12 protein-coding genes are annotated in these 13,320 nt (G+C 63.5%); 4 read left to right on the top strand and 8 right to left on the bottom strand.

The window, feature by feature from the left end; translation table 11 throughout:
• Window positions 1–45: 45 nt before the first annotated feature.
• The 5 genes from H0241_RS20950 to H0241_RS20930 form a co-directional block, all read right to left on the bottom strand.
• Window positions 46–822, bottom strand: coding sequence for an ATP-binding cassette domain-containing protein (locus H0241_RS20950; RefSeq protein ID WP_181059716.1), 777 nt, complete (start codon window positions 820–822; stop codon window positions 46–48).
• The gene (locus H0241_RS20945) at window positions 819–1,805 is read right to left on the bottom strand and encodes an ABC transporter ATP-binding protein (protein WP_181059712.1); all 987 of its coding nucleotides are present in this window, start codon (window positions 1,803–1,805) and stop codon (window positions 819–821) included. Before H0241_RS20945 ends, H0241_RS20950 begins: the two co-directional genes overlap by 4 nt.
• Complete coding sequence (locus H0241_RS20940) at window positions 1,802–2,632, bottom strand: ABC transporter permease (RefSeq protein WP_181059710.1); 831 nt, start codon at window positions 2,630–2,632, stop codon at window positions 1,802–1,804. The genes H0241_RS20945 and H0241_RS20940 overlap by 4 nt, the downstream gene beginning before the upstream one ends.
• On the bottom strand, window positions 2,629–3,615 hold the full coding sequence (locus H0241_RS20935; protein WP_181059708.1) for an ABC transporter permease: 987 nt from the start codon (window positions 3,613–3,615) through the stop codon (window positions 2,629–2,631). The genes H0241_RS20940 and H0241_RS20935 overlap by 4 nt, the downstream gene beginning before the upstream one ends.
• Before the next feature lie 272 nt (window positions 3,616–3,887).
• A complete protein-coding gene (locus tag H0241_RS20930) occupies window positions 3,888–5,498 on the bottom strand; it encodes an ABC transporter substrate-binding protein (RefSeq protein ID WP_181059706.1) in 1,611 nt (536 codons plus the stop codon).
• A 364-nt stretch (window positions 5,499–5,862) separates the two neighbouring features.
• On the opposite strand from H0241_RS20930, the gene H0241_RS20925 reads away from it, so the two are divergent.
• Complete coding sequence (locus H0241_RS20925) at window positions 5,863–7,053, top strand: M24 family metallopeptidase (protein WP_181059704.1); 1,191 nt, start codon at window positions 5,863–5,865, stop codon at window positions 7,051–7,053.
• 167 nt (window positions 7,054–7,220) lie between these two features.
• On the opposite strand, the gene H0241_RS20920 is transcribed toward H0241_RS20925, so the two are convergent.
• The 3 genes from H0241_RS20920 to H0241_RS20910 are packed head-to-tail and all read right to left on the bottom strand — an operon-like array spanning window position 7,221 to window position 9,702.
• Window positions 7,221–7,637, bottom strand: coding sequence for a cupin domain-containing protein (locus tag H0241_RS20920; RefSeq protein WP_181059701.1), 417 nt, complete (start codon window positions 7,635–7,637; stop codon window positions 7,221–7,223).
• Window positions 7,638–7,640: 3 nt separating this feature from the next.
• Window positions 7,641–8,495 carry a phosphoenolpyruvate hydrolase family protein gene (locus H0241_RS20915; protein WP_181059698.1) on the bottom strand — a complete coding sequence of 285 codons (855 nt, stop codon included), beginning with the start codon at window positions 8,493–8,495 and terminating at the stop codon, window positions 7,641–7,643.
• Between the two features lie 10 nt (window positions 8,496–8,505).
• Complete coding sequence (locus H0241_RS20910) at window positions 8,506–9,702, bottom strand: Tm-1-like ATP-binding domain-containing protein (RefSeq protein WP_181059695.1); 1,197 nt, start codon at window positions 9,700–9,702, stop codon at window positions 8,506–8,508.
• A 283-nt stretch (window positions 9,703–9,985) separates the two neighbouring features.
• On the opposite strand from H0241_RS20910, the gene H0241_RS20905 reads away from it, so the two are divergent.
• The 3 genes from H0241_RS20905 to H0241_RS20895 all read left to right on the top strand — a co-directional run bounded on the left by H0241_RS20905 (window position 9,986) and on the right by H0241_RS20895 (window position 13,319).
• On the top strand, window positions 9,986–10,669 hold the full coding sequence (locus H0241_RS20905) for a TetR/AcrR family transcriptional regulator (protein ID WP_181059692.1): 684 nt from the start codon (window positions 9,986–9,988) through the stop codon (window positions 10,667–10,669).
• Window positions 10,670–11,029: 360 nt separating this feature from the next.
• Complete coding sequence (locus H0241_RS20900; protein WP_181059689.1) at window positions 11,030–12,346, top strand: ABC transporter substrate-binding protein; 1,317 nt, start codon at window positions 11,030–11,032, stop codon at window positions 12,344–12,346.
• Between the two features lie 67 nt (window positions 12,347–12,413).
• On the top strand, window positions 12,414–13,319 hold the full coding sequence (locus H0241_RS20895) for a carbohydrate ABC transporter permease (RefSeq protein WP_181059686.1): 906 nt from the start codon (window positions 12,414–12,416) through the stop codon (window positions 13,317–13,319).
• Window position 13,320: the final 1 nt, after the last annotated feature.

The following is a 13,320-nucleotide window of genomic DNA, read 5'->3' as shown; positions in this document are numbered from 1 at the left end:
TTGCCTTTGACCATGATCCCGCAAACCGGTTTCCACTTTGCGGGATCATGGCCGGATCCTGTTCAATCTTGGTGCCGCCGCCACCAGCGCCTTGCCGATTGCCGATTGCGGCGCGTCGATGACGGCGCGGGCATCGCCGCTCTCGGCGATCCGCCCGGTGTCGAGAAGGACGAGGCGATGGGCGATCGCACGGACCACGCCGAGATCATGCGAAATGAAGAGATAGGCGATCCGTTCCCTGGCTTGCAGGTCGAGCAGCAGCTCGAGAATCTGTCCGCGCACCGAGACATCGAGCGCCGAGACCGCCTCATCGAGCACGATCAGCGACGGGTTTGTGGCGATGGCGCGGGCAATCGCCACACGCTGGCGCTGGCCGCCTGAGATTTCGTGAATGGCGCGCGGCGCGAGATCGGCAGCGAGGCCAACACGCTCCAGCAAAGCGGCGATGCGGGCCGGCCGCTCGGCGCTGGACGCGATGGCGTGGATGCGCAAGGGATCGTCAAGCGCGCGCGCTACGGTGGCGCGCGGGTTGAAGGCGGAAAGCGGATCCTGGAACACCATTTGCAAGCGCGCGCGCTTGCTGCGCAAGGCCGTACCACTCAGGGCTAGGAAGTCATCGCCTTCGAACTGGACGCTTCCGGCATCGGGCTCGATCAGTCGCAGCACCAGCCGCGCGATTGTCGACTTGCCGCTGCCGGAGGGCCCGGCCAGCGCCAGCGTCTCGCCGGGTTCTATCGCAAAGGAAACGCCGTCGACGGCGGCGATGGTCTTGCCGCCGCGACGGTAGCGCTTGGTGAGATCGCGGACGGCGAGCAGGCTCATGCCGGCGCCTGTCGCAGCAGTGGCGCAGCATCGAGGCCGAGATGGGCGTCGAGCAGCGCGCGCGTATAGGGCTGGCGCGGGGCGGTGACGATTTGCTCCGTCGCGCCGATCTCGACCAGGCCGCCATGCCGGAACACAGCGAGGCGCTCGGCAAGCTCGGCGGCAAGTGCGATGTCGTGGCTGATGAACAGCAGCGTCATGCCGTCCTCTGCCACCAATTGCCGAATGAGGCTGACGATCTCGGCTTGCACGATGGTATCCAGCGCGCTGGTCGCCTCGTCGGCGATAAGCAGTTTCGGTCCGGCGGCAATGGCCGCGGCAATCGCGACACGCTGCTTCTGGCCGCCGGAGAGCTGATGCGGGAAGGCGTGCATTGCGGCTTGTGGGTCGGGGAGGCGGACGCGTCCGAGCAGGTGCTTTGCTCTGGCGTAGGCTTGCGGCCAGTCGAGACCGAGATGGGTGCGGGCGACTTCGGCGATCTGTTTGTCGACGGTCATGACGGGGTCGAGACTGGCGGAAGGGTCCTGGAAGACGAAGCCGATATCGCGGCCGGGAATGGGGCTTGCGCCGGATAGTCTGCGCTCTACGGCGCCCCCCTCGGTCCTGCCGGACATCTCCCCCACAAGGGGGGAGATTAGGCTGTCATTTCCGGCTTCGCCAATCGCCGACCTTGCAGAAGGAGAGCCGGCGGCGACACTGCCAATCTCCCCCCTTGTGGGGGAGATGTCCGGCAGGACAGAGGGGGGTGGGAAGGATCGCGACGCTTGGAACTGCCACCCAATGCGCCCTTCAATCGTGGCGCTCCCCGGCAGCAACCCCGCAATCGCCAGCGCCAGCGTACTCTTGCCGGACCCGCTCTCGCCGATGATCGCCAGACGCTCGCCGGCAACGACATCCAGACTGATCCTTTTCAGCGCGCTCACCTCACCGCCATCGCTGATATAGCGCACCGACAGATCGCGGATCTCAGCCAGCGCGCTCACGACAGGCTTCTCCTCACGGCCGTCGTCTCGACCACGCCTTCGCCGGCGAGATAGACGCCGAGCACGGTCAGCACCAAGGCGATACCCGGAACGATCGACAGGAAAGGCGCGGTGCGCAGCACGGTGCGGCCCTCGGCGATCATACCGCCCCAGGTGACGCGGTTGGGGTCGCCGAGGCCGAGGAAAGACAGCGCCGCTTCGGTGAGGATCGCGGCGGCGACGATCACCGAAGACAGCGCCAGCACAGGCGGCAGAGCGTTGGGCAGCACTTCGCGGAAAGCGATCGCAAGCGGATGCATGCCGATGACGCGGGCGCCGGCGACGTAGTCGCGCTCGCGGATCGACAGCACTTCGGCGCGCGCCACACGCGCCGGTCCGGTCCAGGCGCCAAGCGCGATGGCCGCGACGACGATGCCGAGCGAGGGGCCGACGATGCTGACGAAGGCCAGCGCCAGCAGGAAACTCGGCACGGTCTGGAAGGCATCGGTGGTGCGCATCAGCACCTCGTCGACGAGGCCGCCGGCAAAGCCAGCCAGCGTGCCGACGACGGCGCCGATGAGGAGCGAAGCGGCTGCCGCTGCCAGACCAACCGCCAGCGAGGTGCGAGCGCCATGGAACACTTCGGCCAGCACATCGCGGCCGAGCCGGTCGGTGCCGAGCGGCAGCGACCAGTCCTGGAACGGCGGCAGCAGCGCCGGTCCGGCAATGGCCTGCGGGTCGCCGGGGAACAGCAGCGACGCAAACAGCGCCATGGCGAACAGCAGCGCCAGGATGATCGCGCCGGCGACCGCTTCCGGCCGGCGCAGGAGTCGACTAAGCGGGCTCACGCGCCAGCCTCGCCGGCGCCAACGCGCGGGTCGAGGAAGGCGTAGGCGATGTCGACGGCAAGGTTGATGGCAATGACCAGCACAGCGCTGGTGAGGATGATGCCGAGCAGCAGCGGCGTGTCACGCGAAGCCACCGCCTCCTGCGCCAATCGGCCGAGGCCCGGCACGGCAAAGACGCTTTCGATGACGACGCTGCCGCCCAGCATCTGCGCCGATTGCAGACCGAGCATGGTGATGAGCGGCAGCAGTGCGTTGCGGGCGACATGGGCAAGCACGATGCGGCGCCGTGACAGTCCCCTGGCGCGAGCGGCAAGGACAAAATCCTGGCGCCAGGCCTCAGCCATGCCGGCACGCATCATGCGCAGATAGAGTGCGAGGTAGATGAAGCCGAGGGCGGAAACCGGCAGCACGAGATGGGCGGCGATGTCGACGGCGCGGGCCAGCCCGGTCTTGTCCGAGGCGAGCGTCTCGATGCCGCCGATCGGCAGCCAGCGCAGGTCGACGGCAAAGACGACGATCAGCACCAAGCCAAGCCAGAAGCCGGGCACGGCATAGAGCGCCAGCGAGCCGATCGACAGGAAGCGGTCGCGAAAGCTGCCGGGTCTGGCGCCGGCATAAATGCCGAGCGCCGAGCCGAGACCGAAAGAGAGCGCGGTGGCGCTGACCATGAGGAGCAGCGTGGTGGGGAGGCGCTCCAGGATGACATCGCGGATCGGCCTGGAGAAGGTGACGGACTGGCCGAGGTCGAGATGCAGCAGCGCCCAGAGATAGTTGGCCAGCCGCGTCAGCTCCGACTGGTCGAGGCCCCAGCGATGGCGCAGCAATTCGATCATGCCGGCGTCGCCGCCAGTCGAGACAATGTAGGCATCGACGGCGTCGCCGGGAGCGGCTTCAAGCAAAAGGAAAGTGCCGATGACGACGATCAATAGCACGAAGATGCTGCCGACAAGGCGACGGCGGATGAGGGTGAGGGCGCGGTTCATGGGGAAAGGACGCCGCCTGCAAGCATCTGAAGTTGCGCTCTACGGCGCCCCCCTCTGTCCTGCCGGACATCTCCCCCACGAGGGGGGAGATCAGCAGCTTCGGCACCCGCGTCAGTCCTGCACCGGTGACGATTGTCCGCGGCGGCGGTGACAGCCGATCTCCCCCCTCGTGGGGGAGATGTCCGGCAGGACAGAGGGGGGCGCGAAGGAACTCTCATCCCTGATGATGAGCATTCGTCCAAACGATGCGCAAGCATCCCGTGCAGATCGTGCTAACCCGCCAGATACGTGTCCGCCCAGTTCGAAACCGCCCAGCGCGGGTTGTTGGCGATGTTGCCCACCGTATCGCGCGCGACGCTGATGAAACTCCACTCCGACACATTGATCAGCGGCAGGTCGGCCGCGACCTGTTTCTGGAATTCCTTGTAGAGGCCGGTGCGCGCCGTGGTGTCGAGCGTCTCCGATGCCTTGGCGATCAGCGCATCGAGCGCTTCGTTCTTGTAGCCGCCCTGGTTGGAGAACGGCACGCCGTCGGGAATGCCGCTCTGCACCAGGATGGTGGTCGAGATCGCCGGGTCGCCGCGGAACACTGGCGGGCCGACGGCGAGGTCGAAGGTGTGGTCGGTGTAGACCGCCTTGATGTGCGCTGCGGAGTCGTTGTTGACGATCTCGGCGTCGATGCCGATGGCTGCCAGCGCTTGGCGTAGATAGTCGCCGAATTGCTTGGTCTCGTTGAAATAGGGCGCCGGCAAGAGCCTCAGTGCAAAACGCTTGCCGTCATCGGCCCTGATGTAGCCGGCCTCGTCGAGCAGGTCGTTGGCCTTGGCGACGTCGAATGGATAGGTCGGCACGTCGGCGGTGTAGAATTGCGGATCGTTCTTCGGCACCGGGCCGGTGGCGATGGCGGCATAGCCGAGGAACACCGTCTTGACGACGAAGTCCTTGTCGATGGCATGCGCGATCGCTTGGCGCACGTTCAAATCGGCGAGTTCCTTGCGGCGATGGTTGATCTCGACGACGAGTTGATAGGTCAGCCCCTCATAGCCCTTGGAAATCACCTTCAGGCCCGGCACCTTGGAGATACGGTCGAGATCGGCCAGCGGCACGGCGGAGAAGGCGGCGAGCTGGATCTCTTCGGCCTCGAGCGCAGCTGCAGCCGAGGTGCGGTCGGGCAGCACCTGATAGATGATCTCGTCGAGATAGGGCTCGTCCTTGCCCCAGTAGTCCGCATTCCTGGTCAGCTTGTAATATTGGCCGGCCTTGTACTCGCCGAACTTGAACGGCCCGGTGCCGATGGGCGCATTGTTGGCCGGGTTGTCCTCGATCTTGCCGACCTCATAAATATGTTTCGGCACCACGCTCGACAGCGCCGGCAGCGCGTTGCGGATCAGCTGGAACGGCGTTGGCTTGGCGAATTTGAACACGGCGGTGAGATCGTCAGGCGTGTCGACGCTGGCCAGATCCTTGAACACGGTGCGGCCGAGATTCTGCAGCGGCTTCCAGATCTGCAGCGCCGAGAAGGCGACGTCGGCCGAGGTGAACGGCTTGCCGTCATGCCATTTGACGCCGTCGCGCAGTTTGAACGTCACCGAGAGGCCATCGGCGGCGCCTTCCCAGGAGAGCGCAAGGCGCGGCTCGAGCCCATCCTTGCCGTCGAAGGAGGCTTCGGCCAGCGTTTCGACGATCTTGCTGGAGATGAAGAAGACGCCGTTGGAGGCGACGATGGCCGGATTGAGGTTACGCGGCTCGGAATCGGCGGCAAGCACGAGGCGGCCGCCCTTCTTCGGCGTCTGCCCCCAGCCAATCGCCGGCATGGCGGTGGAGGCCAGCAGCAAGGCTGATCCCGAAAGCAGCGTGCGTCTGGAAATCGTGAAATCTGACATGATCGAACTCCGTCCTCTCCGCGACCCGGTTGGGCGCGCCCCTTGATGCCGGCGGCCCCGCCAGCATCCTTGCGGCGATTATGGCCCTTGCCAAGGGTTTCGCCAGAGACGGATTTGGCGCATCCTTGCTTGGCTTTGAAATTTTCGTCCACTGGACCAGTTTTAGAGGTGGTCTTCCATTCTGATATTCTGGTAGGACCAGATTGCCTTGACATTCAGCAATGACGTCTTGGTGTCCACCCGCTGAAGCAATTTGACCTGTTTCTGGCTGGACCAGAGTGGGCGAAATGGTGCAGATTTGACCGACAGCCAAGGGATCGGGCGCAGCGCGACCGGCGATCCCGGACAATTCAGGGAGAGAGAGATGAACATTGCCCCGGGCAAGAATGCCGTCAGCAATATCCCGTTCGACCAGGCGAGGGTCGACCGGCTGATGGAGGAAGCCGGCATTGATGTGCTGCTGGCGACCTCCAAGCACAACACGCAATACCTGCTCGGCGGCTACAAGTTCATCTTCTTTGCCGCCATGGATGCGATCGGCCACAGCCGCTATCTGCCTGTCGTTGTCTATGAGAAGGGCGGGCCGGACCATGCCGCCTATATCGGCAACCGCATGGAAGGTGCCGAGCACCAGAACAACCCGTTCTGGACGCCGACGCTGCACGCTGCCTGCTGGGGCACCCTCGACGCCGCCAATCTGGCGGTCGAGCACGTGCGCAAGATCGGCAAGGCAGGCGCCCGCATTGGCATCGAACCGGCCTTCCTGCCATCGGATGCCTATGCGTTGATCCGCAAGGCGCTGCCGGACGCGAAGCTGATCGACGCGACCGACATGCTGGAGCGGATGCGCGCCATCAAGACAGAGGCCGAGCTCGAAAAGCTGCGCATCGCTTCCGAGCTGATCACCGATTCCATGCTGGCAACCATCCAGTGGGCGCGCGAAGGCACGACCAAGGTCGAAATGATCGAGCAGTTGCGGCGCGAGGAAACCAATCGCGGCGCGCATTTCGAATATTGCCTGCTGACGCTGGGCGCCAGCCACAACCGCGCCGCTTCGCCGCAAGCGTGGAAGAAGGGCGAAGTGCTGTCGATCGATTCCGGCGGCAACTATCACGGCTATATCGGCGACCTCTGCCGCATGGGTATTCTGGGCGAGCCGGATGCCGAACTCCAAGATCTGCTGGCCGAGGTCGAGACGGTGCAGCAGACGGCGTTCTCCAAGGTCAAGGCAGGCACCATCGGCGGTGACATGATTTCGCATGCCGAGGGCGTGCTGAAGGCTTCCAAGGTAGCGCCCTATACTGATTTCTTCGCCCACGGCATGGGTCTGATCACCCATGAAGCGCCGTTCCTGATGACCAACCATCCAGTGACCTACGAAGGCACCTACGCCGCCAAGCCGCTGGAAACGAACATGGTGCTGTCGGTGGAGACGACCATGCTTCACCCGGCGCGGGGGTTCATCAAGCTGGAGGATACGCTGGCGGTGACCGATGCGGGGTATGTGATGTTTGGTGATCGAGCGCGGGGATGGAATAGGGGTGGGGCGGCCTAGCTGGGGGCAGCCCCCTCACCCGGATTGCCAACCGAATTGCGAAGGGCAATTCGGGACAATCCGACCTCTCCCCGAGGGGAGAGGAGGGAGCCGGCGATGGTGCCCGTCTCTTCTCCCCTCGGGGAGAAGGTGGCCGCGAAGCGGCCGGATGAGGGGGCCTTTCGCGATCACTTCCCCGCCGGGATCAGCCTGAAATCCGGCAACTCCCGCAGCATCAGTTCCGGCCCGGCCGGCGAGTAGACGACGAAGAGCTGCATTGGCCCGTCACCGGTGTTCAGCGTCGAATGGAAACGGCTCTCAGGCACATAGATGGTGCAGCCGGGACCGACCTTGGCGACAACCGGGTTGCCCTGCTCGTCCTCGACCATCTGCTCGCCATGGCCTGAGATGACGAAGATGATTTCTTCGGCGCCGGGATGGTTGTGGCGGGTGTGGCCCTTGCCCGAGGGCAGGTCGACGACGCCGCCGGAAAAGCGGGTCGCACCGTTCACTTCGGGCGCCACCGTCAGTGCCAGCTTGCCCCAGTCGAAGCCGAAGGCGCTGACGTCCTTCGGGTAGACAAACACCTTGCTCTTGTCGGTCATCTCTCATCCCTTCTTTTTCTTCTGGTTGTGCAGCGTGACGGCCTTGAAATCCGCCGTCTGCCTGGTGATCGCGGCTTCGGCCGGTAGCCGTTCCATCGAGCTCGCGCCGTAGAAACCATGCAGGCCCTTGCAGCGGTCGAGGATGTAGCGGGCGTCTTCCGGCATCGAGATCGGACCGCCATGGCAAAGCAGGATGACATCCTTGCGCACCGAGCGCGCGGCGTTGGCGATGGCGTCGATCTGGACGACACAGTCGTCGAGCGACTTGGCCGACGTCGCGCCGATCGAGCCGCCGGTCGTTACCCCCATATGAGCAACGACAATGTCGGCGCCGGCTTTTGTCATGGCGCGCGCCTCGTCCGGGTTGAAGACGTAGGGCGTGGTAAGAAGATCGAGCTTGTGCGCCTCGGCGATCATGTCGACCTCGAGCCCAAAACCCATGCCGGTCTCCTCAAAGCTCTGACGCATGCTGCCGTCGAACAGGCCGATGGTCGGAAAATTCTGCACGCCCGAAAAGCCCATCGTCTTCAGTTCGGCGAGCAGAAGCGGCATGATGACGAAAGGATCGGTGCCGTTGACGCCGGCCAGCACCGGCGTTTTCTTGACCACCGGCAGCACCTCGTAGGCCATTTCCTTGACGATCTCGTTGGCATTGCCGTAGGCGAGCAGGCCGGCGGCCGAGCCGCGCCCGGCCATGCGGTAGCGGCCGGAATTGTAGATGATGATCAGGTCGATGCCGCCGGCCTCCTCGGCCTTGGCCGACAGGCCGGTGCCGGCACCGCCGCCGACGATCGGCACGCCGTCGGCGATCATCGCCTTGAACTTCTTCAGAATGTCCTTGCGCGGTATGGCGGCCATGTCTGGGCTCTCACTGTCTGGCGATGTCGAGGAAGGCCGCGGTTGCGGCCTTGGCAAATTCCGGATCGTTGATGTGCAACGGCAGCCGCGTCACGCGGCGCGTGGCGTTCGGCTTGATGGTGCGCTCGATAGCCTCGAACAGGACGGCGTCGGCTTGCGGATCGAAAAAAACGCCGCCTTCGATGTCGAGCGCCGAGACGCCCTTTTCAGGGATCAGGAAATGCACGGGACCGTCGCAGAGGGCGAGCCTGGTGCCGATCCATTCGCCGATGCCGCGGCATTCGTCGGCTGTGGTGCGCATCAGCGTGACGTTGGGGTTGTGCTCGTAAAACAGCCGGCCGCGATATTTCTCAGGAATGGTCGGCGGTGCCCAGAAGTTGACCATGTCGAGCGCGCCGACGGAACCGACATAGGGGACGCCGGTGCGAGCAATGGCGCCGAAGCGATCCTCGGTCGCCGGCAGCACGCCGCCGAACAGCAGGTCGCAGACCTCCGTCGTGGTGATGTCGATGACGCCGGCGAGCAGCCCTGAATCGGCGAGTTTCTCCATCGAGCGGCCGCCGGTGCCGGTGGCGTGAAAGACCATGCAGTCGTAGTTCGCGCGCAGCTGGTCGGCGATGGCTGTCACGCAAGGTGTGGTGACGCCGAACATGGTGAGCCCGAGCGCCGGCTTGCCGGTTGCGGCTGGCGCCGGCTTGGCAGCCATGCCCGCGATGGCCTGCGCTGCATTGTGCAACACGACACGCGACAGCCGGTTGAGGCCGGCCATGTCGGTTACCGAGGGCATCATGATGATGTCGGAGACGTCGACATAGGGTGCGGTGTCGCCGGAGGCGAGCGTCGAGACCATGATCTTAGGCAGGCCGAGCGGCAGCGCGCGCATGCCGGATGTGATGATCGAGGTGCCACCGCCGCCGCCAATGCCGATGATGCCGGCTACGTCGTCGCGTGACTGGATGAAGCTGGTAAAGGCGACCGCCATGGCCGCGACAGATCTGCCGCGATCGTCGATGCCGAGCACGCCGCCGCCTCCGTCCGGGTGATGCGCCGCGACCTCGCTGGCCGGGATATCGACCGGCACGGTGGCGCCGCGCGTGCCGATGTCGACGCGGGCTACCGAACTGCCGGTGGCAGCAATCGCATCGGCCAGGAAGGCAAGCTCTTCGCCCTTGGTGTCGGCCGTGCCCACCACGTAGATGCGCTTCATCTGCGCCTCCCGGTGCTGGCTGGCACATGAGAATGCAGCGCTCTACGGCGCCCCCCTCTGTCCTGCCGGACATCTCCCCCACTTGGGGGGAGATTGGCTGGCGCGGACCACAACACTTGTTCTGCAAAGTTGGTGATTGGCGAAAGCGGAGACGAAGTTCGATCTCCCCCCAAGTGGGGGAGATGTCCGGCAGGACAGAGGGGGGCGCCGTAGAGTGTCAACATAACCACTCCGAAACTAGGAAGGCCATTGCAATTTTTTGAGACGCGCGTATCGTATTGACATGAATGTCTCACGTCAACAAGCCGCAGTGAACGACGACACCAAGGAGGCTGTCGAACGCGGCCCACGTGCCCGCACAAAACGGCTGATGCTGGAGACGGCGACGCGGCTGATGCAGGCGGGCGTCACCCCGTCGGTCAGCGAAGTCGCGGAAGCGGCGGAAGTGTCGCGCGCCACCGCCTATCGCTATTTCCCCAGCCAGGCGGCCCTGGTGCAGGCGGTGGTCGACGAGGGGCTCGGTCCGATCCTGACCTGGCAATCGGCTTCGAAAGATCCGCAACGCCGCGTCGCCGAACTTTTCGACACCGCCATGCCGCGCATCGAGGCTTTCGAGGCGACCTTCAAGGCGGCGCTGAAGCTGTCGCTCGACCAGTGGGCACAGCGCCAGGCGGGCACGCTGGGCGGTGAGCCGCAGTTCACGCGCGGTCATCGCGTCCAGCTGTTGAAGGATGCCATTGCGCCGCTCAAGGGTCAGCTGCCGCCGCGCGAATTCAAGCGCCTGGCGCAGGCGCTGTCGATGATGTTCGGCGTCGAATTGCTGATCGTGCTGAAAGACATATGGGGGCTCGATAGCCGCGGCATGCGGTCGGTCGCGCAATGGGCGGCGGGCGCCCTGGTGCGCACGGCGATGGCGGAATCGATGACAGAAGCGGATGCGGTTCGGCCGGCGGCAGCAGCTAAATAGCGCCAATCTGGTTCGACCAGATTTGAGCGACCACTACTGATGTTAACCGGGATGTAGGTGCCGAAACAAGGCCATCCTATATCAAGGAGTAGGAAAATTAAGGGAAAACAGTCAGATACATGAAGAATCCGGTTATACAAGCTCCGGTAGCGGTCCAAGAAAGAGCTTGACGGCTATCCAAAATTGGTAATACCAGATCAGGACAGAAAAAGCGGATCGAAAGTGAGAGCTGCGATCCATTTTCCGGCAAAGCGAGGAGGCTTGGAACCGGAAAGGCGCGATCTCGGGAGGAACTACCAGGGCCGGCTTCACCGCCGGCTCGCATGACAAGGTAGAATGCGCACAAGGGAGGAAATCATTATGCGCAAGACAATGACCAGCCTGCTTGCTGGTATCGGCTTAGTGCTTGCCTGCGGAACGTCCGTCTACGCGCAGGACAAGGAACTCACCATCTTCTGGGCGGAATGGGATCCGGCCAATTACCTGCAGGAACTCGGCAACGAGTACGAGAAGGAAACCGGCGTCAAGATCACGGTGGAAACCACGCCCTGGTCTGACTTCCAGACCAAGGCCTTCACCGAGTTCAACGCTCATGGCGACGCCTATGATATGGTCGTCGGCGACTCGCAATGGCTCGGCGCCGGCTCGACCGGCGGCCACTATGTCGACCTGACCGACTTCTTCAACAAGCACAAGGTCGGCGAAGTGATGGCACCGGCGACGGTGAAATACTACGCCGAATATCCGGGCGGCAGCAGCAAGTACTGGGCCATCCCGCTCGAAGGCGACGCCGTCGGCTGGTCCTATCGCAAGGACTGGTTCGAAGACCCCAAGGAAAAGGAAGCCTTCAAGGCCAAGTACGGCTACGATCTCGACGTGCCGAAGGATTTCAAGGCGCTGCGCGACATCGCCGAATTCTTCTACCGGCCTGATCAGAAGAAATACGGCATCGCCATCTACACCGATAATTCCTATGACGCGATGGCGATGGGCTTCGAGAACGCGCTGTTCTCCTATGGCGGCGAACTGGGTGACTATTCGACCTACAAAGTCGACGGCATCATCAACTCCGACAAGGCGATCGCGGCGCTCGACGCATACAAGGAACTCTACAAGTTCACGCCTCCGGGCTGGGCCAAGTCTTTCTTCGTCGAGGACAACCAGGCGATCACTGAAAACCTGGCCGCGATGAGCATGAACTACTTCGCGTTCTTCCCCTCGCTGATCAACGAGGCGTCGAACCCGAACGCCAAGAACACCGGCTTCTTCGCCAATCCTCCCGGCCCTGGCGGCGACCAGTTCGCCGCGCTCGGCGGCCAGGGCATCTCCATCGTTTCCTACTCCAAGAAGCAGGAAGAGGCGACGAAGTTCCTTGAATGGTTCATCAAGGACGAAACCCAGAAGAAGTGGGCAGCGCTCGGCGGCTACACCTGCAGCGCCGCCGTGCTCAAGTCGGAGGAATTCCAGAACGCCACGCCGTACAACAAGGCCTTCTACGAGACCATGTTCAAGGTGAAGGACTTCTGGGCGGTGCCGGAATATGCCGAACTGCTGCAGCAGCTCAACCAGCGCGTCTATCCCTACATGATCGGCGGCGAAGGCACCGCCAAGGAAACGCTGGACGCACTCGCAGCCGACTGGAACGCCACGTTCAAGAAATACGGCCGCGGTCAATAAGCAGCATTTCTCGCGGAGGGGGCATCCGTGCCTCCTCCGTACTTTTTTCCGAAACAGGAGCAGGGTCTTGGCGACCACGATGATCACCACGCTGGACAGGACCTCACGGGCCGCCGCGCGCGGCCTGAGCGACATGTCGATCCGCAATCTCTTCATCATTCCGACGATCCTGTTCCTGATCGTCTTCAACATTTTCCCGCTGATCTATTCGCTCGGCTATTCCTTCACCGACTTCCGCGCGTCGACCAACGCGCCGGCAAATTTCGTCGGGCTGCAGAATTATCGCGACCTGCTCAATGACCCCTATGTCTGGTCCAACTTCGCCATCACGGCGAAGTACGTCATCATCTCGGTCGCCGGCCAGCTGCTTGTCGGCTTCGGCGTGGCCATGCTGCTCAACCGGGATATTCCCCTCAAGGGTCTCATCACAACGCTGCTGTTGCTGCCGATGATGCTGTCGATGGCCGTCGTCGGTCTGTTCTGGAAACTGCTCTATGATCCGTCATGGGGGGTTATCAACTATGCGCTCGGCCTCGGCAATTTCGAGTGGCTGGCCGATCCCAAGATGGCGCTCTACGCGGTTGCGCTGACCGACATCTGGATGTGGTCGCCCTTCGTCATGCTGTTGTCGCTGGCCGGCCTTTCGGCGGTGCCGAAGCATCTCTACGAAGCAGCGGCGATTGACCGCGCCGGACCATTCTATACCTTCTTCCGCATCACACTGCCGCTGGTCGCGCCGATCCTGATGATCGCGGTCATCTTCCGCACCATGGAAGCGTTCAAGACCTTCGACCTCGCCTACATCCTGACCAGCCAGCCGACGGCCGAGCTGATCTCGATCCGGCTGTACAAGATGGCATTCCAGGAATGGCAGACCGGGCGCTCCTGCGCACTCGCCTACATCGTGCTGATCATGGTGCTGGCCATCACCAACATCTACGTCAAGTACCTCAACAAGGTGAAGGAGCGCTGAG

It is taken from the genome of Mesorhizobium neociceri (assembly GCF_013520985.1).
GTDB classification, from domain to species: Bacteria; Pseudomonadota; Alphaproteobacteria; order Rhizobiales; family Rhizobiaceae; genus Mesorhizobium; species Mesorhizobium neociceri.
Note: the sequence above shows the minus strand (reverse complement) of the source record. Positions and strands in the feature narration are given on the sequence as shown.